This is a genomic window from Zoogloea sp., from assembly GCF_041911615.1.
In the GTDB taxonomy this organism is placed as follows: Bacteria; Pseudomonadota; Gammaproteobacteria; order Burkholderiales; family Rhodocyclaceae; genus Zoogloea.
In genome coordinates this window covers 15,102-39,600 of sequence record NZ_JAYROR010000054.1, presented here as the reverse complement: position 1 = coordinate 39,600, position 24,499 = coordinate 15,102, and the positions used below count along the sequence as shown (strand labels likewise).

19 protein-coding genes and 1 pseudogene are annotated in these 24,499 nt (G+C 65.2%); 11 read left to right on the top strand and 9 right to left on the bottom strand.

All coding sequences use genetic code 11. The annotated features are described in order from the left end of the window. The 7 genes and pseudogenes from ACE3P2_RS06355 to ACE3P2_RS06325 form a co-directional block, all read left to right on the top strand. The coding region (locus ACE3P2_RS06355) for an acyl-CoA dehydrogenase (RefSeq protein WP_374262302.1) at nucleotides 1-685 on the top strand (685 nt) is incomplete at its 5' end. A 403-nt stretch (nucleotides 686-1,088) separates the two neighbouring features. Next, nucleotides 1,089-2,936 (top strand): DUF1302 domain-containing protein, encoded by a 1,848-nt coding sequence (locus ACE3P2_RS06350; protein ID WP_374262299.1) that lies wholly within the window; start codon nucleotides 1,089-1,091, stop codon nucleotides 2,934-2,936. A 220-nt stretch (nucleotides 2,937-3,156) separates the two neighbouring features. Continuing rightward, nucleotides 3,157-3,917, top strand: a pseudogene (locus ACE3P2_RS06345) (electron transfer flavoprotein subunit beta/FixA family protein). A 2-nt stretch (nucleotides 3,918-3,919) separates the two neighbouring features. Beyond that, nucleotides 3,920-4,855 carry an electron transfer flavoprotein subunit alpha/FixB family protein gene (locus ACE3P2_RS06340; protein ID WP_374262297.1) on the top strand — a complete coding sequence of 312 codons (936 nt, stop codon included), beginning with the start codon at nucleotides 3,920-3,922 and terminating at the stop codon, nucleotides 4,853-4,855. A gap of 171 nt (nucleotides 4,856-5,026) precedes the next feature. Next, nucleotides 5,027-6,661, top strand: coding sequence for an electron transfer flavoprotein-ubiquinone oxidoreductase (locus ACE3P2_RS06335; protein WP_374262295.1), 1,635 nt, complete (start codon nucleotides 5,027-5,029; stop codon nucleotides 6,659-6,661). 67 nt (nucleotides 6,662-6,728) lie between these two features. After that, nucleotides 6,729-8,057, top strand: a complete 1,329-nt coding sequence (locus tag ACE3P2_RS06330; protein WP_374262292.1) for an NAD(P)/FAD-dependent oxidoreductase — start codon at nucleotides 6,729-6,731, stop codon at nucleotides 8,055-8,057. A gap of 165 nt (nucleotides 8,058-8,222) precedes the next feature. Next, a complete protein-coding gene (locus ACE3P2_RS06325; protein WP_082047670.1) occupies nucleotides 8,223-8,579 on the top strand; it encodes a hypothetical protein in 357 nt (118 codons plus the stop codon). A gap of 500 nt (nucleotides 8,580-9,079) precedes the next feature. Here ACE3P2_RS06325 and ACE3P2_RS06320 read toward each other — a convergent pair whose 3' ends face one another. The 5 genes from ACE3P2_RS06320 to ACE3P2_RS06300 form a co-directional block, all read right to left on the bottom strand. Next, entirely contained in the window at nucleotides 9,080-10,603 is a 1,524-nt protein-coding gene (locus ACE3P2_RS06320) for an N-6 DNA methylase (RefSeq protein ID WP_374262289.1), read from the bottom strand. A 121-nt stretch (nucleotides 10,604-10,724) separates the two neighbouring features. Beyond that, nucleotides 10,725-11,387, bottom strand: a complete 663-nt coding sequence (locus tag ACE3P2_RS06315) for a hypothetical protein (protein WP_374262287.1) — start codon at nucleotides 11,385-11,387, stop codon at nucleotides 10,725-10,727. Between the two features lie 2 nt (nucleotides 11,388-11,389). Continuing rightward, nucleotides 11,390-12,784, bottom strand: coding sequence for an AAA family ATPase (locus ACE3P2_RS06310; RefSeq protein ID WP_374262284.1), 1,395 nt, complete (start codon nucleotides 12,782-12,784; stop codon nucleotides 11,390-11,392). Beyond that, a complete protein-coding gene (locus tag ACE3P2_RS06305) occupies nucleotides 12,778-14,289 on the bottom strand; it encodes a hypothetical protein (RefSeq protein ID WP_374262281.1) in 1,512 nt (503 codons plus the stop codon). Before ACE3P2_RS06305 ends, ACE3P2_RS06310 begins: the two co-directional genes overlap by 7 nt. 5 nt (nucleotides 14,290-14,294) lie before the next feature. Then, nucleotides 14,295-17,075, bottom strand: a complete 2,781-nt coding sequence (locus ACE3P2_RS06300) for a type I restriction-modification enzyme R subunit C-terminal domain-containing protein (protein WP_374262278.1) — start codon at nucleotides 17,073-17,075, stop codon at nucleotides 14,295-14,297. Between the two features lie 31 nt (nucleotides 17,076-17,106). Between ACE3P2_RS06300 and ACE3P2_RS06295 the strand changes: the two genes are divergently transcribed. Continuing rightward, complete coding sequence (locus ACE3P2_RS06295) at nucleotides 17,107-17,538, top strand: hypothetical protein (RefSeq protein ID WP_374262275.1); 432 nt, start codon at nucleotides 17,107-17,109, stop codon at nucleotides 17,536-17,538. Nucleotides 17,539-17,606: 68 nt separating this feature from the next. Here ACE3P2_RS06295 and ACE3P2_RS06290 read toward each other — a convergent pair whose 3' ends face one another. Then, on the bottom strand, nucleotides 17,607-18,074 hold the full coding sequence (locus ACE3P2_RS06290) for a hypothetical protein (protein ID WP_374262272.1): 468 nt from the start codon (nucleotides 18,072-18,074) through the stop codon (nucleotides 17,607-17,609). 220 nt (nucleotides 18,075-18,294) lie between these two features. Between ACE3P2_RS06290 and ACE3P2_RS06285 the strand changes: the two genes are divergently transcribed. The 3 genes from ACE3P2_RS06285 to ACE3P2_RS06275 all read left to right on the top strand — a co-directional run bounded on the left by ACE3P2_RS06285 (nucleotide 18,295) and on the right by ACE3P2_RS06275 (nucleotide 19,347). After that, entirely contained in the window at nucleotides 18,295-18,447 is a 153-nt protein-coding gene (locus ACE3P2_RS06285; RefSeq protein ID WP_374262270.1) for a hypothetical protein, read from the top strand. A 100-nt stretch (nucleotides 18,448-18,547) separates the two neighbouring features. Continuing rightward, nucleotides 18,548-18,829: a DUF1778 domain-containing protein gene (locus ACE3P2_RS06280; protein WP_374262267.1), complete on the top strand. Its 282-nt coding sequence runs from the start codon at nucleotides 18,548-18,550 to the stop codon at nucleotides 18,827-18,829. Continuing rightward, a complete protein-coding gene (locus tag ACE3P2_RS06275) occupies nucleotides 18,826-19,347 on the top strand; it encodes a GNAT family N-acetyltransferase (RefSeq protein ID WP_374262265.1) in 522 nt (173 codons plus the stop codon). Before ACE3P2_RS06280 ends, ACE3P2_RS06275 begins: the two co-directional genes overlap by 4 nt. A gap of 539 nt (nucleotides 19,348-19,886) precedes the next feature. On the opposite strand, the gene ACE3P2_RS06270 is transcribed toward ACE3P2_RS06275, so the two are convergent. The 3 genes from ACE3P2_RS06270 to ACE3P2_RS06260 form a co-directional block, all read right to left on the bottom strand. Then, nucleotides 19,887-21,947 (bottom strand): c-type cytochrome, encoded by a 2,061-nt coding sequence (locus ACE3P2_RS06270; RefSeq protein ID WP_374262263.1) that lies wholly within the window; start codon nucleotides 21,945-21,947, stop codon nucleotides 19,887-19,889. A 96-nt stretch (nucleotides 21,948-22,043) separates the two neighbouring features. Continuing rightward, nucleotides 22,044-22,679, bottom strand: coding sequence for a response regulator transcription factor (locus ACE3P2_RS06265; protein ID WP_374262261.1), 636 nt, complete (start codon nucleotides 22,677-22,679; stop codon nucleotides 22,044-22,046). Beyond that, on the bottom strand, nucleotides 22,676-24,478 hold the full coding sequence (locus ACE3P2_RS06260; RefSeq protein WP_374262259.1) for a PhnD/SsuA/transferrin family substrate-binding protein: 1,803 nt from the start codon (nucleotides 24,476-24,478) through the stop codon (nucleotides 22,676-22,678). The genes ACE3P2_RS06265 and ACE3P2_RS06260 overlap by 4 nt, the downstream gene beginning before the upstream one ends. Nucleotides 24,479-24,499 lie beyond the last annotated feature (21 nt).

The window sequence follows — 24,499 nt, the reverse complement described above, 5'->3', positions numbered from 1 at the left end:
TGCGCACGCCGGCACCGACCCGGAGCAGAAGAAGCGCGACCTGTTCCTGGCCGAACTGCTGATTCCCGTGGTCAAGGGCGGTGGCACGGAGATGGCGGTCGAGGTCACTTCGCTCGGCATCCAGGTGCACGGCGGCATGGGATTCATCGAGGAGACCGGCGCCGCACAGCACTGGCGCGATTCCCGCATTACGACGATCTATGAAGGCACCACCGGCATCCAGGCCAACGACCTGATCTTCCGCAAGCTGATGCGCGACCAGGGCGCCACCGCCAAAGTCGTCTTCTCCGAGGTGCAGGGCACGGCCAACGACCTGCTGGCTTCCGACCGGCCCGAACTGCGCGCCATCGGCGGGCACCTGCTGGGCGCAAAGCAGGCCTGGTCCGAAGCCACCGAGTGGGTAATGGGCAACGTCAGGTCGGACGTTTCGGCCGTCCTGACCGCGGCCGCTCCCTACCTCAATCTTGCCGTCCTCGTTTGCGGCGGCTGGATGATGGGCAGGGCGGCGTTGGCTGCCGCCGACCGCCTCGACAGGGAAGCCGGCGACCAGGGTTTCTATCGCAACAAGATCGCCACTGCCCGCTTCTACGCTGACCAACTGCTGACGCAGGCCGAGGCCTGGAGCAAGGTGGCAATGGCCGGCGACGCGGCCATCCGGGGCACTGGCGACGCATTGTTCGAATGAGACAGAGCCCTTCCGCGACGTAATCACGCGGTTTCGACCAGCGGGGCCCCCCCTCTCCCTCCGCTGGCGATTTGCCCATCCGGCACAGGTGCTGGATGGGTTCTTTTCCTGCGCGGCCGATTTCGAAAGCCCCATTCCCAAGCCCTTGCACGGGGAGCCCGAGCTGTCGGATCGACACTCGCATTACAAGAAGAACTCACGACAAGACCGCCAATTCAGGCGACATCGACCAAAGGAGCATGACGTGACGGAAAATTTCATCGACAAGTCCCCCACGCGAACCAAGTGCCTTGCCTATCCCGCTGCTAATCAAGACCCTGTTGCACGCCCCTCGCGAGGATGGCCGGTGCAAGGTATTGCGCAAGCAATAGGTGCCGTTGCGCAAGGGGCTGCGCGGGCAACCATGACGACTGCAAACGGCGTTCGCGGCCAGTTGCGCCCGTCCTCGATCCGCTTTCTGGTGAGCGCCGTGGTTACACAAACTTGCCTCATGGGCTCGGTACAGGGGGCCGAGCTCACCGCCGGGGTGCCCAGCGTCGCGACGCCGCAGGCAACCCAATTCGGCGAGGTGACGGTCGTCACCAAGGGGACGATTGCCTACGGCACCATCATCCGCGCGGATGACCGTGATTCCGAACTGGTGCCGCACGGCAGCGGCGTTGTAGTGGGGGTCAACGGCAAGGCGAGGGGCGGCACCAACAATGACGACGGCGAACTGAACTACGGGCGTGGCGACCAGACCTCGACCGTGCTCAAGGCGGTGCTCGATGCCGACCTGAAGTACAGGAACCTGGGGATGTTTGTGCGCCTCAAGGCCTGGCACGACTTCGCCCTTGAAGATGACAGCGTCCCGCACGGCAATGCACCGAACGGCTACGCCGCCGACAAACCCCTCAGCGACAAGGGCTTCAGTCGCCTCGGACGTTTCTCGGGGGCCGACTTGAAGGCCAACGTCTACGGCGACTTCGACCTGGACGGCAAATCCCTGTTCACCCGGATCGGCTATCAGACCATTGATTGGGGCTCCCCGGGTACGATTCTGGGCGGCCTGGAGCAGATCAATCCCATCGACAATCCTGCGCGCCTGCGCGCCGGCGCGGTTCCCGAGGAGACCCGGATTCCGATTCCGGCGGCCTTCGCCAAGTTGAGCCTGAACAAAAACACCAATATCGAGGCGTTCTACCAGTTCGGCTTCCGCCCCAATGAACTACCGGGTTGCGGCACCTTCGGTTCATTTGTCGACTACGCGACTGCGGGCTGCAACCAGGTCGTCGTCGCGCCTGTGACGGTCAACGATGCACGAGCCGAGGCACTTGGTCTGGTCGTCAAGCGCGGGGCGGACAGGGATCCTTCGGACGGCGGCCAATATGGCGTCGGCGTGACTTATCTCGCCGAGAACCTGGGGCAGTTCGGCGCCTATTTCGCCAACTATCACAGCCGCCGGCTCGCGGTCAGCGTGATCAAGTCGTCACGGACCACCCCGTTCATTCCGGGCGACCCCGACGGCAAGAATGTGCAGTACTTCGTTGAATATCCGGAAGACGTGAAGGTCTGGGGGCTGAACTTCAAGACGCGTCTGCCTGACCAGACCCGGATCTTCGCCGAATATACCTACCGTCCCAACCAGACGATCCAGCTGGCGACCGCGGATCTGCTCTCGGCATTCGTGTCAAACACCGCCCCGAGCCTGCTCCGGGCCGATGCAGCGGCGACGCCGGCGGGCGGTGTCTACCACGGCTACGACCGCCTCAAGATGAGCCAATTCAGCGCCGGTGCGTCCAGGCCGTTCGGCAAGGTGCTGGGCGGCGACTTCACCCTGGCGGGCGAAGTCGGCGTCAAGTACATCCACGACCTGCCGGACGTGAGCGAGCGGCGCTACGTTCGCTCCGATCTCTACGGGCAGGGTCCGGTCGACGGCGTGTGCTTGCCTGGAGCGACGGCTGCGCAGTGCAGCAACGACGGCTACGCCTCGGCGCTATCCTGGGGCTACCGCCTGAGGGCATCTTCCGTATATGGCAATGTCTTCGATGGCGTGGATCTCAAGCCGTCCATCACCTTTGGCCATGACGTGAAGGGCTGGTCCTACGACTCGCTCTTCATCGAGGGACGGCGTTTGGCGATCGTTGCGTTGCAGGCGGACGTGAAGAAACGGTTCTTCGTGGAGGCATCCTGGACGCCGATCTGGGGCGGTCGATACAACTTCGCGAAGGACCGGGATTTCTTCACCCTCGCCGTCGGCGCTACCTTCTGAAGACCGGGACATCCGGCTGCTCGCTCAACCGCTTCCGATTGCAAGCCGCACAGCTTGGGAAGGGGGCAGCTGCCGGGTCCGATGCAGCCGATGCCGGCCGGTTTGCAAATGACACACGCGGGGCCCAGATCGAGCAACTCGACTCGGTGGGCTTCGCATGCATGGCGAAACAACAAGCTACAGGCGCGCCAGTCGGCGCCAATAACAAGGAGGATGACTCATGAAGATTCTGGTCCCGGTCAAACGCGTTGTGGACTACAACGTCAAGGTTCGCGTCAAGGCCGATGGCAGCGGCGTGGATCTGGCCAACGTCAAGATGTCGATGAACCCCTTCGACGAGATCGCGGTGGAAGAAGCCGTGCGCCTGAAGGAAGCGGGCGTGGTGACCGAAGTCGTGGCCGTGAGCTGCGGCGTCAACGCCTGCCAGGAGACGCTGCGTGCGGCGCTGGCGATTGGCGCCGACCGCGCCATCCTGGTCGAGTCGGACGTCGAACTGCAGCCCTTGGCCGTGGCCAAGCTGCTCAAGGCGGTGTGCGACAAGGAGCAGCCGAATCTCGTCATCTGTGGCAAGCAGGCGATCGACGACGACGCCAACCAGACCGGCCAGATGCTCGCCGCGCTGGCGGGCTGGCCGCAGGCGACCTTCGCCTCGAAGGTCACGCTCGCGGACGAGGGTACGCAATGAGGGCGCAGGTGACGCGTGAGATCGACGGCGGCCTCGAGACCCTGTCGATCAAGCTGCCGGCGGTGGTCACCACCGACCTGCGTCTGAACGAGCCGCGCTACGCCACGCTGCCCAACATCATGAAGGCGAAGAAGAAGCCGCTCGACACCGTCAAGCCGGCCGACCTCGGCGTCGATGTGGCGCCTCGCCTGACCACGCTGAAAGTCGCCGAGCCGCCCAAGCGCAGCGCCGGCGAGCGCGTGGCCGACGTGGCCCAACTGGTCGACAAACTCAAGAACGTTGCGAAGGTGATCTGATCATGGCCATTCTCGTCATTGCCGAACACGACAACCAGGCGCTCAAGGCCTCGACCCTCAACGCCGTAACCGCGGCCAGCAAGCTCGGTGGCGACGTCCACGTGCTGGTGGCCGGCGCCGGCTGCGGCGCGGTGGCCGAAGCCGCCGCCAAGGTGGCCGGTGTGGCCAAGGTGCGGGTGTGCGACGCCGCGCACTACGAGTCCCAGACCGCGGAAAACGTGGCCGAGCTGGTGAAGGGTCTGGCCGGTGAATACAGCCACGTGCTCGCCCCGGCCACCCCGGCCGGCCGCAACATGCTGCCGCGCGTGGCCGCGCTGCTCGACGTGGCGCAGATCAGCGACATCGTCGCCGTCGAGGCCGCGGACACCTTCGTGCGCCCGATCTACGCCGGCAATGCGCTCGCCACCGTGAAGAGCGCCGATGCGGTCAAGGTCATCACCGTGCGCACCACCGCGTTCGATGCCGCTGCCGCCGAAGGTAACGCCGCCGCCATCGAGGCGGTCGCCGCGGGGGCCGACCTGGGCGTGACCGCGCTCGTGAGCCGCGAGATCGTCAAGAGCGCGCGCCCCGAACTCGGCGCCGCGAAGATCATCGTCTCCGGCGGTCGTGGCCTGGGTAGCGGCGACGCCTACCACCAGCTGCTCGAGCCGCTGGCCGACAAGCTCGGCGCCGCGCTCGGCGCGAGCCGCGCCGCGGTCGATGCGGGCTACGTGCCCAACGACTACCAAGTCGGCCAGACCGGCAAGATCGTCGCCCCGCAGCTCTACATTGCGGTCGGCATCTCGGGCGCGATCCAGCACCTGGCCGGCATGAAGGACTCCAAGGTGATCGTGGCGATCAACAAGGACCCCGAGGCGCCGATATTCCAGGTGGCCGACTATGGCCTGGTGGGCGATCTGTTCCAGGTCGTGCCGGAGCTGACATCCATCCTTGCCTGATCGGACCTCGCGTTCTCGCTTCCATCGGGTTCGATAGATCTCATCTTCCTCCCCTGTGAGTTATCGAGCCGTTCCGGTTGGGCAAAGCACTGCTTTCCGAGCCGTTTTCTTGACGTCGTATTGCGGGTCATGATCGCCCAGGTCAGGACCCCGCCAAAGGAGTATCGAACCATGCGCGAGTCGATGGAATTCGACGTGCTGATCGTCGGCGGTGGCCCCGCCGGGCTGTCGGCTGCGATCAAGCTCATGCAACTGGCCGAGGCCAAGGGCCAGGACATCTCCGTGTGCCTGATCGAGAAGGCCGCCGAGATCGGCGCCCACATCCTGTCGGGCGCGGTGATGGACCCGCAGGCGCTGACCGAACTCTTCCCCGACTGGAAGGAACAGGGCGCCCCGCTCCACACCGAAGTCACCGAGGACAAGGTGCTGTTCCTGTCCGAGACCGGCGCCCGCCAGGCCCCCAACCGCCTGCTGCCCGACTGCTTCGTCAACCACGGCAACTACATCGTGCGCCTGGGCAATGTGGTGAAGTGGCTCGGCGAACAGGCCGAAGCCATGGGCGTCGAGGTCTATCCGGGCTTTGCCGGCGCCGAGATCCTGTTCGATGAGAGTGGCGCGGTGAAGGGCGTCGCCACCGGCGACATGGGCCTGAACCGCGACGGCACCCCCGGCCCGCACCATCAGCCCGGCATGGAGCTGCACGCCAAGTACACGCTGTTCGCCGAAGGCTGTCGCGGGCATCTGGGCAAGCAGCTCGAGGCGAAGTTCAACCTGCGCGACGGCGTCGATCCGCAGACCTACGGCATCGGCATCAAGGAGCTGTGGGAAGTCAAGCCCGAGCAGCATCGCCCCGGCCTGGTCGTCCATACGGCCGGCTGGCCGATGAATAACGCCACCTACGGCGGCGGCTTCATCTACCACCTCGAGGACAATCTGGTGGCGCTCGGCTTCGTGGTCGGCCTCAACTACGAGAACCCACACCTGTCGCCGTTCGAGGAGATGCAGCGCTGGAAGACCCACCCCGAGGTGCGCAAGCACATCGAGGGCGGAAAACGCCTGCAGTACGGCGCACGCGCGATCGCCGCCGGCGGCCTGCAGAGCCTGCCCAGGCTGGTGTTCCCGGGCGGCGGCCTGATCGGTGACGACGCCGGCTTCCTCAACGCCGCGCGCATCAAGGGCAGCCACGCCGCGATCAAGTCCGGCATGCTCGCCGCCGAGGCCGCGTTCGAGGCGCTCGGCAAGGACCGCCAGCGCGACGCGCTCGAGGCCTATCCGGCCGCCTTCGAGGCCTCGTGGCTGCATGCCGAGCTGCACAAGACGCGCAACTTCAAGCCCTACATGAAGCGGGGCCTGTATCTGGGCACGCTGCTGTTCGGCATCGACCAGGTGCTGTTCAAGGGCAAGGTGCCGTGGACGCTGCACAACAGCGCCGACCACGACCAGCTCAAGCCTGCGGCCGAGTGCGCCAAGATCGCCTACCCCAAGCCCGACGGCGTGCTCACCTTCGATCGCCTGTCCTCGGTGTTTCTGTCGAACACCAACCACGAGGAAGAGCAGCCCTGCCACCTGAAGCTGAAGGACGCCTCGGTGCCGATCAGCCTCAACCTGGCGAAGTACGACGCCCCCGAGCAGCGCTACTGCCCGGCAGGGGTGTACGAGATCGTCCAGGCCGAGGCCGGCCCGCGCCTGCAAATCAATGCGCAGAACTGCGTGCACTGCAAGACCTGCGACATCAAGGACCCGACCGAGAACATCAATTGGGTGGTCCCGCAGGGCGGCGAGGGGCCGATCTATCAGGGCATGTGAGCGCCGGGGCACCGCACAGCCAGCGCCCCCTCACTGCGCCTGCTCCCGACCACAGGATGATGAACCGATGAATCAGAGCAAGACCAGCGCCCCTCACCGCATCGTCATCGTCGGCGGTGGCGCCGGCGGTCTCGAGCTTGCCACCCGCCTGGGCGATACGCTCGGGCGCCAGGGCAAGGCCGAGATCACGCTGATCGAGCGCAAGCAAAGCCACGTCTGGAAGCCCAAGCTGCACGAGATCGCAGCCGGCAGCATGGATATCGGCGACCACGAGGTCGGCTATCTCGCCCATGCTCATCGGCACGGTTTCCGCTTCCGCATCGGCGAGATGACCGGCATCGACCGCATCCGGCGCGAGGTCCAGGTAGCGCCGTTCGCCGACCGCAAGGGGCGCGAAGTCACCCCGGCACGCTCGTTCCCATACGACACCCTGGTCATCGCGGTGGGCAGCCAGAGCAACGACTTCGGCACCCCCGGGGTGCGCGAATATGCGCTCAAGCTCGAGACCGCGGCCGACGCGCGCCGCTTCCACACGCGCATGGTGCATGCCTGTGCGCGCGCACAGGCGCAGCAGGCGCCGCTGCGCCCGGAACAGCTCAAGGTCGCGATCATCGGCGCCGGCGCGACCGGCGTCGAGCTGTCGGCCGAGCTGCACCACACCATGCGCCAGGTCATGGCCTACGGACTCGACCGGGTCGACGCGAAGCGTGACATCAAGGTGGTGCTGATCGAAGCCGGGCCGCGCGTGCTGCCCGCCCTGCCCGAGCGCCTGTCGCGCGCCACCGAGCGCCTGCTGCGCAAGCTCGGCGTCGACGTGCATACCGGCGCCAAGGTCGCGGAGGTGCTCGCCGACGGCGTGCGCCTGGCCGACGGCTCGATGCTGCCGGCAGAGCTGACCGTGTGGGCAGCCGGCGTCAAGGCCGCCGAATTCCTCACCCGCCTCGACGGCCTGGAAACCAATCGCCTCAACCAGTTGCTGGTGCGCCAGACCCTGCAGACCACGCTCGATGCCGACATCTTCGCCATGGGCGACTGCGCCGCCTGCCCGTGGCCGGAGAAGAACGGCTTCGTCCCGCCGCGCGCCCAGGCCGCGCACCAGCAGGCCTCGCACCTGTTCAAGCAGATCCGCAGCCGCCTCGACGGCAAGCCGCTGCAGGACTACCACTATCGCGACCTCGGCTCGCTCGTCTCGCTCGGCAAGTTCAGCACCGTCGGCAACATGATGGGCGGCCTGGTGCGCGGCGACCTGTTCATCGAGGGCTGGTACGCCAAGCTGATGTACACCTCGCTCTACAAGATGCACGAGTTGGCGCTACACGGCTGGGCCAAGGTCATCCTGGACACCCTGGCGCGCACGCTGACGCGGCGCACCGAGCCGCAGGTGAAGCTGCACTGAGGGGCATCCGAACCAGGCGATCCATCCACCTGGCGCTAGGTGCCGGAACACCCTTTTGCCCGCGCTCGTTTCCGAGTGTTGCCGAATTGCCGTATTGAATCCGACTCCCGTATAAACCGGCCACGGATCGCGAAAGGCTCCCCGCCTGCCCGAACCCGACCCGACATGACCTTTCTTCTGGCCACCTCTATCTTCTCGAAAAGGATCGCCCGCGCGCTGGCGAGAGTGTTGGTTGGGCTGCTGATGCTCTCGCATGCCCTGTTCGCGTTCTCGAGCGCAACATCCCTGTCGCACGCACCCTTGCGTGCGACTACACACGCGCATACTGGGGCGGCCACGGATCAAAACGATCATGGTCATAGCCATGATGACTTCGAGGACGAGGGCAGCCCCCACCAACACGGTCACAACCCGGCTGATCACAGCCACGACAAGCCGAACGTGCCACCCACGCACGCGATGGGCGTTCCGCCGCTGTCCAATCAGCCTAAATCCGGCAGTTACCCCACCCCGTTTGCATGATCAGGCAGCAAACGAAGTGGGGTAACTGCCGGATTTAGGTTCACAGCTCCGCAACGCTGCCTTTCGGGGTGACAGCTTGACTCGGAAAACTGTCTTCGGGCCATTCAGGTGCTGGACGTCTCTTGTGGGTCGGGTGCCGACCTTCGGAAACGTCTGGTCACCTTCTGGTCACAGCGGAATCCAAGCCAGTCAAATCAGGTAGTAGATAGGGCCGATGAAGCTTGAGGTTGGGTTTCTTTGATGAAATATTAAACTGCTGTATTTTCAGAGCGTTGCCGGATCTGGGTGGCGGCTTGATCCCCCATGACCCACGTGTTCGATTCCCATCGCCCGCTCCACATCGGATCCCGGCAGGTCGTTGATCTGCAAAAGAAAAAGCCAACCTCGCAAGGTTGGCTTTTTTGTTGCCTGGTCGATGTCTGGTCGGAGGTGGGTAGAGCCCGATCAAGCCACATCAAGGTTGGGCCGTGACAAGGCCCACCACTCGCGCACCACCGAATTCACTTCCCGCCTTCAGCCCGCGCAAAACTCGGCAGGCCGGATGCCACATCACGGAACGCGGCCAGCGCAGCCTCAAGGTGCTCGATGATTTCCTGCTGCAACACGTCCGGGGGTGGCAGGTCGTCCAGGTTTTCCAGGCTGTCGTCCTTCAGCCAGAAGATGTCCAGGCTCGCCTTGTCACGGGCGACCAGTTCATCATACGAAAAGAACTTGAAACGCTCGGTTTCCTTGCGCGCATGCCGGTTTTCGGGGTTGTAGCAGGCAACGAAATCCTTCAGGTCGTCCAACCTCAGCTGACGGGTCTTGAGGGTGAAGTGCTTGTTCGTGCGCAGGTCGTAGAACCACACGCCCTGCGTATGCACCCGCCCGTCCTTCGGTGCGTTGTCGAAGAACACCACGTTGGCCTTGACCCCCTGGGCGTAGAAGATGCCGGTAGGCAGCCGCAGGATGGTGTGCACATCGCAGTTCTCCAACAGCTTGCGGCGGATCTTCTCGCCGGCGCCGCCCTCGAAGAGCACGTTGTCTGGCAGCACCACCGCGGCCTTGCCGTCCACCTTCAGCATGCTCACGATGTGCTGCAGGAAGTTGAGTTGCTTGTTGGACGTGGTCTGCCAGAAGTCCTGCCGTTCGTAGGTGAGCGCGTCGCGGTCTTCCTCGCCCTCCTCGGTGGTGATGGTCATGCTGCTCTTCTTGCCGAAGGGCGGGTTGGCCAGCACGTAATCCACCTTGATCTTCGGCTCGGCGATCAGCGCATCGGCGCGCTCCACCGAGGGCTCGCCGTCCAGCTCGCCGATGTTGTGCAGAAACAGGTTCATCAGGCACAGACGACGCGTGTTGGGCACGATCTCGTTGCCGTGAAAGGTCTGTTCGCGCAGGAAACGCTTCTGCCTCGGGTTCAGCTTGAGCAGGTCCCTGCGCAGCCACTCCGCGTGTTCCTTCAGCCATTGCCCGGAACCCGACAGCCATTCGTTGGCCGCCAGGAAGAATCCGCCGGTTCCGCAGGCCGGGTCGGCGATGGTCTTCTCCGGCTGGGGCTGCACGCAGGCCACCATTGCCTGGATGATCGCCCGGGGCGTGAAGTACTGCCCTGCGCCGCTCTTGGTGTCTTCCGCATTCTTCTGCAGCAGGCCCTCGTAGAGGTCGCCCTTGGTATCGGCATCCAGCCCGATCCAGCTCTCCGCGTCGATCATCTGCACCAGGCGCGCCAGCTTGGCCGGGTCCTGGATCTTGTTCTGCGCCTTGAAGAAGATGGCGCGCAGCATGCCGGACTCCGTGCCCAGCTTGTGCAGGATCGCCAGATAGTGGGCCTCCAGCGGCTCGCCGGTCTTGCCGCGCAGGCTCGCCCAGTCGTAGCCCGCGGGGATGCGGGTGTCGCGGTTGTAGGGTTCCTGCGCGTATTCATGGGCCAGCTTGAGGAACAGCAGGTAGGTGAGCTGCTCCAGATAGTCGCCATAGCCCACGCCGTCGTCGCGCAGGGTGTGGCAGAAGTTCCAGACTTTCTGGATGAGGGAGGAGGTGTTCATTTTCGGTCCATTACGGCGGGCATAACATACCCGTCGAGTAAATCACGCCTATTGCGGCACATGACGCCTGAGCTCGAGGACTGACCCTGGTCTCCTGCCGGCGACCGGCTCTATCCCCATATCAGCGAAGAATCCGGAGCGTTCGAAGCGCAGCTTTCAAATCATTTTCCAGCGTGCTGAAGGCGGCCAGTTCACGCAGCTGACTCAGTGATATCGCCTCACCAAGACTATTGAGGTATGGGGATGTACCTTGCTTGCGGCGTCGCCCGGTAGGATTTGTGGCATGGAAGGCGCCCAAAAGGATGGCTTTGGGATCAGCAAGCGTTTCCGCCCCCCGGCGGCCTAGGAGGCCAAGATCGCGATCGCTCAAGTCCGAGCCAAATACAGACCGGATTGCGTCACCGTCAGCAATCGCCCACGCTTCCGTTTCCCGAATGGGAACAACAGCGACGCCGACCCCCTCATCCTTGAACGCATCACGCAGCAATTCGAGGCTAGGCTCCACCTGCTCTTGCCGGGCGCCTCTCGGATCATTTGCCCCATCCGCATGCACGAAAACAATTTTCCACGCTCCTTGAGCAAGCAGTGCCGCCGCGAGAATGCGCTGCTCGCGAGGCTCAGCATCGCTAGATTCCGGATGATTCAAGGCGAGGACTTCACTTACATCCACCGGGCCGCGCGCTTCATTCGCGCACAGGTCTTCACACAGACGCTGTAACAGGGGTCGGAGGAAATAGTAGTCAGTCGGACCTTCCGCGTAGAGAGCAAGACCAAGATATTGCATCGTCAAGCCTCCGAGCTCGCGGTCTCAAGCACGGTCTTGACCTCGAAGTCGGACACATAGCAGGGCGGCGTAGCGGCGAGTTCGAACAGATCGCCTTGGGCGCGGGGCCGAACGGGGCGCAGGCGCGTCTTACGGCGAACCTCCTTGTGTTCGGGATCGCTCACCGACGACGTGTCGGCAAAAAGAATCGCCCCCTCGATGGGGTGGAGATCCTTGTCGAGCAACGCGGACAACACCACCGGAGAATGGCTGTTGAGCAACAATTGGCTGAGCGGCGCGACATCATCGTCGTCAGCGAAATTGCCCGGACTGATGACCATGTCGCGGAGACGCTGGACCAGAAGCTTGACGCGTGCCGGATGTACGCCATTTTCCGGCTCTTCGAAGCAGATCAGCCCGCGGTGCCGCGGATCATGCAACAGCGTCAGGAGCGCCAGCACTCGCAGCGTGCCGTCCGAAATGACCCGCGATGAGAACGGCAGACCGTCACGCATCGTCAGTTCAATGCGGTACTCGCGGCTGGCATCGTGCAACTCGGCATGCAGTCGAGTGACGCCAGGAATCAGATTGTTCAGTTCTGCCGCGATATCGCTGAGCACGCCGTTGGGACGAGACGGCGACTGGGTTTCCGCCTTGAGTTGAGCCAGGACAGCCGCAAGGTTGGAGCCATCAGCGTTCAGAACGTCGGATGCGGTGGCAGGTACCGGCTTGCGCAACAGCGCGGGGTCGAGCTGCAGCAACCGCCAATGGCGCATTTCCTCGCGTAGCGCAAAAAGATGCGGAAATTCTGCGTTGGTGATGCTGTACAACACCGTGGCTTCGGCTGCGCTGGCAGGACGGTTACGGCCCTGCTTGCCGTCCTGATGGATATCGAAAGTCACCCCCTCGGGTCGCGCTTCAGTCGTCAGCCAGGGCTTACTGCGTACGTACTTGAGGTATGCAGAACGAAATGGCTTCGACGGGCGCATGGCTTTCGCCCATTGATCCTCCTTGCGCAGGATGGGCAAGACGGCTTCATGCGCGACTTGGATGCGTTCGATACCGGGACGTGTTTCGCGTCGCTCCAGCGTAACCTCGTAGCGCATTCGGGTGTGGGTGAGCTTGACCTCGCTCCCCCAGGGGTCGCGCACCACGGGATCGACCAGCACTTCGGCAGCAAGCCGAATCCGGCGTGAGCGTCCGGATGGCGTCTGGCGAAACAACTCCAGGGGTTCGCCCCGCATGTCCTTGACAGCCTCCGCAACATCGCGGGTCGCAAGATTGGACAGCAGTTGGATGGCATCGAACAGGTTGCTCTTGCCGGCCGCGTTGCTGCCGACGACCGCCGTGAATGGCGTCAGATCGACCGTTTCATTTTCAAAGGTCTTGAATCCATCTATCTCGAGGCGCGTCAGCATCTTGTTTCCTTGGGCGATCGGGTAACGGATTTCTTCCTTTTACCCGAAAGGGGGTGATTCTGTCGCTCGGCGCGGATGCGTTCGAGCAGCACGCCGGCCGGTTCGTCGGCGGGGTCTTGGGGCACCAGCTGGCCGGAGAAGGCGGCGCGGAGGATGTTCTGGCGTTGGGCGGTGGATTGGTGGAGGCTAAGCTCAATGGCTTTCAGCTGCGAAGCAGCCGCTTCAAGTTGAGCTTGCAAAGTATCGGCGATCACGATTTGCTCAGACTGGGACGGCAAAGGAATCGGAGTGCGCTTTGCATCCTGCTGGTTGATGCTGGCTTGGTTGACTGCCCATTTGGCATTTTTTGTCAGACGCTGCCGGCCAACATCAGAACCCAGATACAACGAAACATAATCCACTGCAACATGACCAGACAATCTCAGTCGCATCATATTGGACTCGAATAACACTCCATCCAGCGCCTCGCTGATCCTTAAGGACTTGCCCAGGTGCGACATGCTATTGACGCGATTGATAACCAAGTCTGCGGCTCGCAGTGAATACAGCGCGACAATCTCCGCGCTGGCATTTACCAGATTCAGACCGGAGCGAGAACGGTGCCAGCCAATTTGGTAATCATCAATCCGAAGCATAGGAACGCCCCGGCCGTAAAGCTCCCGCGGCAGATAGAGGCCATTCTGGGGGCCGTCATCTATTAGTGCGTTCAAGCTCGCCCACACCCACCCCTCCGGCAATTCCGGCAGCTCGGCGGTATCCGGCTGCACCGGCTCGGGGTATTTCTTCTGCCAGCCCTTCGGCGGGGTCTTGCCTTGCGCCTCGAACTTCGCGAGCTGCCGGGCTTCCCAGCGGGCGCGGCGCTCGGTGAGGATGCGCTCCAGCAGTTGTGCGCCGGTCTCGGCGGGGCGGTTGTGCTGGCGCCATTCGGCGGTGAGCTCGCCTTCGACGGCGGCTTTCAGCACGGATTGGCGGTATTGGGCGAGCTTCTTCTGCGCCGCCTTCAGCTCGGCCACGCCGGCGTCGAGGTCGGAGAGCAGTTCTTCGAGCTTGGCGATGATGCGGGTTTGCTGTCGTGGCGTCTCGAATACAAAACGATACGCGGCGACGTCCCGAGGTCTGACAGCAGGATAAAGAGCGCCCTGAACGAGAGCGGACATTGCATCGATAAAGTCCTGCGATTGCACCAGCGCAAGCAAAAATTTTGGTTGTAGCCAACGCGACCGAAGAACATGAAACCCTGTGGAGCCAATGGCTCCGTCAAGATGCTCGGGAACAAGTGCGACGGCATTCAGGTTCGGGCGAGTCAAGGAAACTAGAACATCCCCTGCTTTCAGAACCTGCTTTGCCCGGCTGGGAGCCAGCGATAGCGCCAAGGACTTGGGATCGGCAATCGTTTTTCTCTCCCGGTCAATGCTGCTGATATCGATGTAAACGAAATCACTGCGTGGCCCTGTTTGCTCCACTGGCTCATCCGCCAACTCTCCCAGCGTGGCAACTACATCCATCACCCTCACGCCACCAACTCCACATTCATCTCATCCATCAACGTATCCAGTTCCTTGCCGAACAGCCCCCAGGCCTTCTGCAGTCCGCCCTTGTCGGCCAGCTCCGCGTAGTCAAAGTCATCCCGATGGATGGCGCAGGCGCTGGCGATGTGGTCCTTCATCAGGCGCAGCCATTCGGTCTGCTCGGGGGTGAAGGCGGTGGCGCGGCGCGCATTGTGCCGGAAGATCCAGGCCTGGAAGCGTTTATCCACCTCGTCGGCGAAGGGCTTGAGTTCGCCGTCCAGCCCCAGCGCAAAGCGCAGCAGTGAGACCAGGTCGGTGAACTGGCGCTTGCGCTCGGCGCCCTTCACCTGGCTGCTGTGCACGCGGGCGTAGGCGCTCCACAGGCGCTCGGTGGTGAGCATCAGCGGCGGCCGGGCGAGGTGGGCGTGGAGGTCTTCGATCATCTCGAAGGTCAGCGCCCGGCGCTGGTAAGGTTGCTGGTAGAAGAAATCCAGCGCGGCGATCTCGTCCTTGTGCTGCTGGATGTAGTCGGCAAAGCCCTGGATCAAGGCCCTGGCCTCTTCCTCGGCTTGCTCGGCAAAGCCCGAGAAGACCACCTGATCGGTGTTGATGTGGTCGATGAGTTGCTCGCGCTCGCGGCGGGCGTTCTCGATCTCGTCGCGCAGTTCGGGCTTGTCGAAGGGCGCGCAGGCGGCGGCCACGCGCTGCGCGCGGGCGGCCTCGATCTCCTCGGGCAGCAGGGTGTCCTCGCTGCGGGTGATGCCTGCAGCCTTGGCGGTAGCCAGCGCGGCTTGCACGATGGCGTCCGGGTCGAGTGCGGCGATCAGGCGCTTGCCGAGTTCGCCCACCGGAATGCCGCCGCTGGCGTGCTCGATGCGGGCCTGGGCCTTGGGGTCGAGCTGCTTGGCAAGGCGTACCAGCCGGTTGGCGAGGGAGAGCACGGTGTCGTCGTCGCGGCTGCCCATCGCCACGCCTTGCAGCAGGTCCTTGAGCGGCACGCCGGGCTTCTTTTCCAGCGGCCGGCTTTCGGTCTTGAGGGATTTCTCTACGCCCACGGCGTCGATCAGCACGAAGCGGGTCTTGGCACCGTCGGCGCTGTTGCTGACGCGCTTGAGGCTATCGCCATCGAGGCTGCGCACGCCGCGGCCTTTCATCTGTTCGTAGTAGCCCCGGCTGCGTACGTCGCGCATGAACAGCAGCACTTCGAGCGGCTTCACGTCGGTGCCGGTGGCGATCATGTCCACGGTCACGGCGATGCGCGGGTTGTAGTCGTTGCGGAAGCTGCTGAGCACGCTGTCGGCGTCTTCCTCGGCGCGGTAGGTGACCTTCTTGCAGAAGGCGTTCCCCTGGTCATACACCTCCCGGACGATGTTGATGATGTCGTCGGCGTGGCTGTCGGTCTTGGCAAAGACGAGCGTCTTGGGCGTCTCCTTGCGGGCCGGAAAGATCTGCGTCTCGACGGCGGTCTTCATGGCCTGGATCACCTGGCGGATCTGGCTCGGGTTGACCACCGACTTGTCGAGTTCCTTGCCGGTGTAGGCGGTGTCGTCCTCGGTCTGGGCCCAGCGCCGCTTGCGGGTCTGGCGGTCGCGGTGGTCCACCCATTCGCGGGCTTTCAGCGCGGCGCCTTTCTGGGTGATCTCGGTTTCGATGGTGTAGACGTCATAGCCGACGTTGACACCATCGGCCACCGATTGCTCGTAGGTGTATTCGGCGACGATGTTCTCGTTGAAGAAGCCGAAGGTGCGCTTGTCGGGGGTGGCGGTAAGGCCGATCAGGCTGGCGTCGAAGTAGTCGAGCACCTGCTTCCACAGGTTGTAGATGCTGCGGTGGCACTCGTCGATGATGATGAAGTCGAAGGTCTCGACCGGCACAGCCGGGTTGTAGCGGACGAGCTTTTCCTGCTTTGCAGTTTGCTGGACTTCGTTGAGCGAGACATCCTCGGCCGACTCGTCGATCGGCTCGCCGCTGAGGATGGAGTACATGCGCTGGATGGTGCTGATGCACACCTGCGAATGCGGGTCGATGCTGGGCGAGGCGAGCCGCTGCACGTTGTAGAGCTCGGTGAACTTGCGGCCATCGTCGGGCGGCGTGTAGGCCATGAATTCCTGGTGGGCCTGCTTGCCGAGGTTGCGGGTATCCACCAGAAACAGGATGCGCTTCGCGCCGCCGAACTTGAGCAGGCGATAGACCGAGGTGATGGCGGTAAAGGTCTTGCCCGCGCCGGTAGCCATATGTACCAGGGCCCGGGGCTTGCCCCGCGCCAGCGACCTCTCCAGCCCGGTGACGGCGCTGATCTGGCAGTCGCGCAGGTTCTCTGCGGGCAGCGCGGGCATCTGCCCGGCGAGCCTCGCGCGCAGGGTGTCCGGCTGCGCCAGCCAGGTGGCCAGGGTCTCGGGCTTGAAGAAGTGGAAGATTTCGCGGGATCTCGGGGCCGGGTCGGCGCCGTCGGTGAAGCGGATGATCTGGCCGGTGGCCTCGAACAGGAAGCGCAAGGGGGTGTCACCCTTGCGCCACTTGAGCCGGGCGGAGGCGTAACGTTCGGTCTGGGCCTCGGTGGCGGTCAGGTTCTCACCGGCGCTGTCCCGCTTGGCTTCGATCACGCCCACCGCATTACGGGCAATGAACAACACGTAATCCGCCGGCCCGGTATCGGTGGGGTACTCGCGCACTGCGATGCCCAAACCCGCCGACAGGTCGAGCTTCTTCAGATCCTGCACGATCCAGCCGGCCTTCTCCAGCCGACTGTCGATCTCGATTCTGGCCAGAGACTCCGGAGTCATCGCTTCTTCTGCGCTCGCCGCTTGTTTATTGATGTTCGACGAATATTCTATTGGAGATACGCGGCTGCCTTCACCTCTATTGCAGAAGATTCCGGGCAATTTGCAGCCATTCGTTCCGATTTGCCTGACCCGCCACGCATCGAGCGTGGTCCGGGCCGAGTCGAATTCCTCGCCACTGGCCCACGGCCGCATGTCGAGGCTGATGAGCCCGGATTTGCTCGCGACGCGCTTTTTGCTCCTCGCGAGCACCTTCGAGCTGCTCGCGACAAGGGCCGAGCTCCTTCCGAGCACGGTGGCGCTGCTCGCGACGCGCTTTGGGTTTCTCGCGAGAACTTCCCAGCGCCTCGCGAGGATCTCGGGGGCGCTTGGGACGAGCGCCAGGCTCCTCGCGACCAGCGCGGGGCTGCTCGCGAGCACTTCGGGCGTGCTCGGGGATGCGGATCGGACGGGATGCGGCGTTTAGGTGGCGCCGGAGGAAGGCAAGAGGCCGGAGAGGCCGCCCGCGTGTAGCGGGGCAGCCAGGGGAGAGGGTCAGGCGGTTGGGGTGCCCGGCTTGCGCGGCTTGCGGGAGAGGCGGGTCTGCATGGCGTCCTTGAGGGTGTCGAGGGCGGTGCCCTTGCCGCCGACCTTGGCCAGGGCATAGCCGTCGAGGGAGGCGCAGAGGATGTCGCTGCCGAGGGCCAGCTCGGTATCATCGGCCCGATCGGTGAGGGCACGCAGGCGCTGCAGGCGCGGACGCAGGGCGTCGAGGGCGACCAGGTCTTCCTGGAGGCCGGCGAGATCGAAATTGGAGGGCACGATGCCGGGGTTCTGGCGCAGCACCAGCTCGGTCTGGCGGCAGAAGACCTCGGACTTGTCGCCCATCTTGATGGTCTTGCGGCGGTCTTCGGCGGAGAGGGTGACGAGGGCCTCAAGCTTGGCTTCGAGCACCGCGAGGGCGCTGTCGACGGCGTCGAAATCGGCGGGGGCGAACTGGAGGGAGACGAGATCCTGGGACATGGGCGAGGCTCCGAGGGTGGGTTGAGCTTGCAGGCTGACGGCATGACACGAGTTGACATTATCATCTACCGGATTGGCTTTGTAACATAAAAAATGTCTTTAGCATTGAATGGAGCGGAGCTGCCGTCCTTGCTTCAGGGGGTGTGGCCTGCGGGCCTCGTGGGCGTCGAAGCCATCGAAGAGCGCTTCGAGCAGGGCTGGATCATCTGGGAGGATTGCAATGAGCGAGCTGACGATCAAAACAGGCAGCGAAGACGATTTCTTCCAGCGAGGCCGCCAACTGGCGCGCGCAGCGGAGGTGGTAAAGCTGATCACCACCGCGCGGTTTACCCTGTTCCACGCCATCAAAGGGATGCCCGGCCAGAATTCCTGAGGTGGACGTTGGACAACAGCCGTTGGGCGGATTGGAATCGCGCAGACAGAAGAGCCGTACGGCAATCTGCCGTATAATTGACCAAAGGAGAAACAACGCCATGCCCACAGCCAACACCACCGCCCGGCTTGAAGCCCGCATCAGCACCGACCTGCACGCGATGCTCAAGCGCGCCGCGGAGTTACAGGGGCGAACCATGACCGATTTCGTGGTTGCCGCCGTGCAGGACGCCGCCCAGCGCGCCATCGAGCAGGCCGAGGTCGTCCGGCTTTCGCTGGCAGACCAGGAGTGCTTTGCTCAGGCGCTGCTGTCGCCGCCCCAGTCCGCTCCGGCCCTGGATCGTGCCTTTGAGCGCCGTCGCAAGCTCCTGCAGGCCGAATGAGCGGTGCCCCCTTCCGCGTCGCGCCGCTCGATGCGGCCCATGAGCGCAAGGAATTCCGCTGTGGTTCCGCTGCGCTCGACCGCTATCTGCGAGAGCAAGTCACTCAAGACATCCGGCGCCGCGTCGCGGCGTGTTTCGTGGCGCTGACCGGTGAGCAGCGCATCGCCGGCTACTACACCCTGGCGTCGGCAAGCCTGCGGCTGTCCGACCTGCCCGCGAGCCTCGGCAAGAAGCTGCCCCGCAACCCAACCGTGCCGGCCGTTCGCATGGGGCGCCTGGCGGTCGATGAAGCCTTCACTGGGCAGGGACTGGGCGGTGCGCTGCTGGCCGACGCGCTGGAGCGGGCAATCCGGTCGGAGATTGCGGCCTACGCCCTGATGGTCGATGCCAAGGATGACACGGCTGCCACCTTCTACCGACACCACGGCTTCATCCCGCTGCCAGACACGCCATTGACGCTGTTTCTTCCGCTCGCAACTGTTCAGGCATCGCAGAAAAGGGGCGACGAGACGCACTGATCTGCGCGCGGTTCAAGCCGGACACGGGATAGAGCGCAGGCTGTCACCCCGGAGTGCGCTGACGATCAAGCAACCGCGCAGCGCATCAGCCTGGTGGCGGAGGTCGCCTGAGGGACACAGCGGGCCCGACTGTCTGGTCACCTTCTGGTCGCAGCGGCGTCAAAGCCAGTCCAATCAGATCCAGATGCGGGGCCTGGCGAGGGCCGTGATGCGACACCGCACTGCAAGAAAGCAGCTTTATTTTCAGCCACTTGTAATAAAAGTTGCGTAACCCAATCCGAGCTACTCGACGTTTTCGATTCCCATCGCCCGCTCCACATCGGATTCCGGCAGGTCGAGGATGGGCAGGGTTTGATCTCGTATAGGCCACGGTCGAAATCGGGAAGCCCGTCCCGTGCGGGTGCGCGAATCCGTTCTTTATCTCGGGCATGTCCCACAGCGGGGCGCAGGACTGCGCCGGGCGCTCCGGTAGAAGACAGCGCGGGGCTCGAACGATTTCTGGTTGTCGTGCCGCCCCGGCGATGCGGGGCGGGACAGGTTCAGTAGCGCGCGTCGGCGGGCTTCTTGTCCTTCGGCCAGTCCTTCACCTTGTCGGGGAAGTCGGGACGCGGCTGGTGACTGAAGTATTCGGCGACGTCCACCGCCTCCTGATCCGACAACCCGCCTTGTCCGAGGGGGAACTTGCCGTGGAAGCCGATGGGCATGTTGCGCTTCACGAAGGCGGCGGCGGTGTAGGTGCGGGCCATGCCGGCGCCGATGTTGAAGGAGGCGTCGCCCCACAGCGGCGGGTAGACGTAGCGGCCGTCGGCCTGGCGCAGGCCTTCTCCGTCGTTGCCGTGGCAGACGGCGCATTGAGCCGCGTAGATCTTCCTGCCGTTCTCGGGATCGGGCCGGATCTGCGGGTCGATCTTGCCGACGCCGCGCCCCGCCACCTTGTCGCCGGGCTTGGTCTCGCGCTTCATCCAGTCGAAGTAGGCCACCATCGCCTTCATGTCCGGCGAGGCGGGCGGCAGGGGCGTGCCGTTCATCGAGCGCTTGAAGCAGCCGTTGATGCGGTCTTCCAGGGTGATGACCCGGCCGGCGCGAGGGGCGTAGCTGGGAAAGAAGGCGGACACGCCGACGAAGGGCGAGCCGTCGGCCACGGTGCCGGCGTTGAGGTGGCAGCTGGTGCAGTTGAGGGCGTTGCCCACGTGCTGGGGCAGCAGATCCCGGGTCTCGAGATGCAGGCGCATGCCGCGCAACAGTTGCTGGGCGTTCGGACTGCCGAGCATGTCGGCGAGGCGCGGGGTTTCGAAGGCGCTGGAGTCGGTCTTGGGGTCCAGCGCAGCGCGCATCCGGCTCACCTGACCGGCGCTGAGCGGCGCTCCGCCGTTGCCCCAGCTGTCGCGCACGAAGGTGAGGATCTCGGCCAGTTCGGCGTCCTTCAGGCGGGCGAAGCCCGGCATTGCGAAGGCGCGCGGATGGGCCGCCGTGGCCACCGTCTGCCCGCCGGTGAGGATGATGTGGAGCAGAGTTGCCGGGTCTTTGGCGGCCACGGTCGGGTTGCCGGCCAGGGGCGGAAAGACCTTGGGCACGCCGCGGCCGTCCTGGCGGTGGCAGTCGACGCAGAACTGCACGTAGCCCAGGCCGCCGCGGCTGGTGTAAAGCGTGTCGGGCAGGCCGCCGGCCACCACCTTGCGCGGCACCGCCGGGGGCGGGAGCGCCTTGTCGCCCGGCGGCAGGGCCTTGAGGTAGGTGGCGATGGCGCGCAGGTCGTCGTCCCGGAGGTGCTGGGTGCTGTGCAGGATGACGTCGGCCATGTTGCCGGAGGCCGCGGCGAAGCGGTTCTGGCCGGTTTTCAGGAAGAGCGCGGTGTCGTCCACGGTCCACAGGCCGCGCAGGCTGAGGGCGCGCCAGTGCTCGACGGTCTCGCCGGCGAGGAAGCTGCGCCCCTTATCGCCGCGCTCGTCCATCGCCTTCTCCTGGAAGGCGATGCCACGGGGCGTGTGGCACGCGCCGCAGTGCCCGAGCCCCTGGACCAGGTAGGCGCCGCGATTCCAGACCGCGTCTTTCTGCGGGTCGGGCTTGAACGGCGTGGCGTCGAGGAAGGCCCAGTTCCACAGCGACAGGCCCCAGCGCATGTTGAAGGGCCAGCGCATCGCCGAAGGCTTGTTGGCCTGCTTCACCGGGGCGAGGCCCTGCATTAGGTAGGCATAGAGCGCCTGCATGTCGTCCGGCGTCATCCTGGCGTACGACGGGTAGGGCATCGCCGGATAGAGGTTGTGGCCGTCGGCGGCGATGCCCTTGCGCATCGCCCGGTCGAATTGCGCGAAGCTGTACGTGCCGATGCCGGTCTCCCGGTCGGGGGTGATGTTGGTGGCGTAGAGCTTGCCGAAGGGCGTCTCCAGCGCCCGCCCGCCGGCCATCGGGGCCCCCTTGTCGGCGGTATGGCAGGCGATGCAGTCGCCGGCCTGGGCGAGGTAGCGGCCGCGTTCGATGGCGAGGTCGGCGGCGGCAGCCGCCCGTGCCGGCGCGCCGGTCGACACAAGAAAGGCCGCGCCCGTCAGGGCGAGACCCGAGGCCCAGCGGCGAAGGCGCCGACCCGTGGCACTGCGGTTCATGGTGGTTTCTCCCTACTGCTTGTGTGGGTACAAGTCTAGGGAGCGGCCCCGGTCGCGCCTATCCGGACATCGGGCTAGCGCAATAACCGAAACCGGTTAGTCGAGCCCCGTCGGGTCGGCCCGCAGGATCAGGCGGGCCAGGTCGGCGGCGCTGCCGGTGCCGGTCTTGTCCATCACATGCTGACGATGCACGTGCACGGTGTTGTCGCTGATGCCGAGCTGACGCGCGATCTCCTTGTTGGCGAGGCCCAGGGCCAGCAGGCGGGCCACCTCCCGCTCGCGGGCCGACAGGCGGTCCAGGGCGTCCCGCGCCCCCTGGTGGCGGCGCCGGGCGGCGTCGCGCTCGAGGCTCACCTGCACCGCCCGCTCGACCATGTCGAGGAAGACCTGATCCTTGAACGGTTTCTGCAGGAACTCCAGCGCACCGTCCTTCATGGCCTGGACGGCCAGTTCCACGTCGCCGTGCCCGGTCATGAAGATCACCGGGAACGACGAGCCGGCCGCCAGCAGGCGCCGCTGCAGTTCCAGGCCGCTGACCCGCGGCATGCGGATGTCGAGCACGAGGCAGCCGCCAGCGGCCGGAAAGGCCGGCGCGGCAGCGAGGAAGGCTTCGGCGGATTCGTGCCCGACCGCCTGCCAGCCCACCGATTCGAGCAGGAACAGCAGGGAGCGGCGGAACGGGGCTTCGTCGTCCACGACGTGGATGACGGGCAGATCGGGAGCGGCGGTCATGAGGGTTCTCGGGGGGCGGCAGGCGGGGCGTCGGCAAGTGGCAAGGTGAGTCGGAAGACCATGCCGGGCGTGGCCGCGTCGGCGACGATCACGCCACCGTGGGCTTCGACGATGGTCTTGCAGATGGATAGGCCCAAGCCCAGGCCGTCGGGTTTGGTGGTGAAGAAGGCATCGAAAAGCCGGGCCTGCAGCGCGGGCGGCAGGCCCGCGCCGTGGTCGCGGATGGCCACCACGCAGCGGTCGCCATCGTGCGTCAGCGTCACATCGATGGGCGTCTCGCAGCCGGCGGCCTGCTGGGCATCCCAGGCGTTCTTGAACAGGTTGAGCAGCACCTGCTGGATCTGCAGCGGATCGACCCACACCCGCCGCTCGGCCTCTGCCAGCGCGGTGTGGAGCGTCACCCCGGGCACGCCGGGAAGCATGCCGCGCAGCAGGCGGTCGGCCTCGCCCACCAGCACGGCCACGTCGTGCGCTTCGCGCAAGCCCTGGCGTTTGCGCGCGAACGCGCGGATGCCACCGAGGATGCCCGCCGCGCGCTCGGCCTCGCTGGCGATCTCCTCGGCCGCCTGACACAGGGCCTGGGGGGCGAGCGTGCCGCCGGCCTGCCGGCGCAGCAGGCTGCGGGCATAGTTGCCGATGGCTGCCAGGGGCTGATTGAGCTCGTGGGCCAGGGTGCCGGAAAGCTCGCCGAGGATCGACAGACGCGACAGGTGATCCATCTGCTGCTGTCCCTCGCGGACCTGCGCCTCGAGGCGCTCGCGGGCCGCCATGGCTTGCGTCAGCTCGCGGGTGCGCCGCTGCACCAGCTGTTCCACGCGCAGGGTGTAAGCGCCCCAGGCCAGCAGGGTCAGCAGCAGCGCGCAGACCCACGGCCAGTAGCGCTCCCACAGGGAGGTCCAGGCGGTTTCGCGCAGGAAGGCGTAAGGGCCGATCTGCAGGGTCTGCAGGAGCTCATGCACCGGGTGGTAATCGGCCGGCACGCTCCACGACTGGCCCGCCGCGTCGGGCCGCAGCGACAGCAGGGCCACCAGCACGTCCCGCGACAGGGCCGGGGGTGTCCCCCGCGCGGCGGCAAAGGCCCAGCCCGGATACAGGCGGGACGACACCCGGCACGGGCGGACGTCGGGCTGCGGCGACAGCACGCGCAGCTGCCCCGGGCGCAGCGTGCCCGCCTGCTCCAGGCGTTCCAGCAGGCAGGCCCGCAGCACGCCGGCGTCCGCCTCGCCGTTGAGCACCGCCTCGACCACCCGCGACATGGGAAAACCGGTGAACACCGCTCGGGGCTGATTCCGCTCCGGGTCCAGCCCCAGACGGCGCAACTCGCCCCACGCTACCTGATACCCGCCGAAGGCGTCGGGCGATACCGCCGCCAGCGCGTGCCCCTTGAGCTGCGCGAGGGTGGTGATGTCGCGCCGCTCGTCCAGCACCACCACCGCCGAGCCGACCACGTGATTGGGATCGGATTGCGTATCCGCAACCAGGGTGGCCAGACGGCTGACGCCCCGCTCGGCCTCGAGGAAGACGTAATGCCCCGGGTTGGTGACCACGAAATCCAGCTCGCCGGCGCCGAGCGCCGCCGCCACCCCGTCCAGGTCGAAGTGCCGCAACACCAGCTGACGCCCCGGAAGTGCGTCCTCGAGCTGGTTCATCAGCGACGCCCAGCGCACCTCCGCCTCCTCGTGCCCCTGCCAGGCCAGCACGCCGATCCGCACCGGCGGCCGGGCGTCCGCGCGCGCCACGACCGGGGTGACGCACGCGGCGGCCAGCAGCACGGCAGCGAAGCGGAGAACGAGATTCATGGCCGGCAGTGTCCGCCCGAT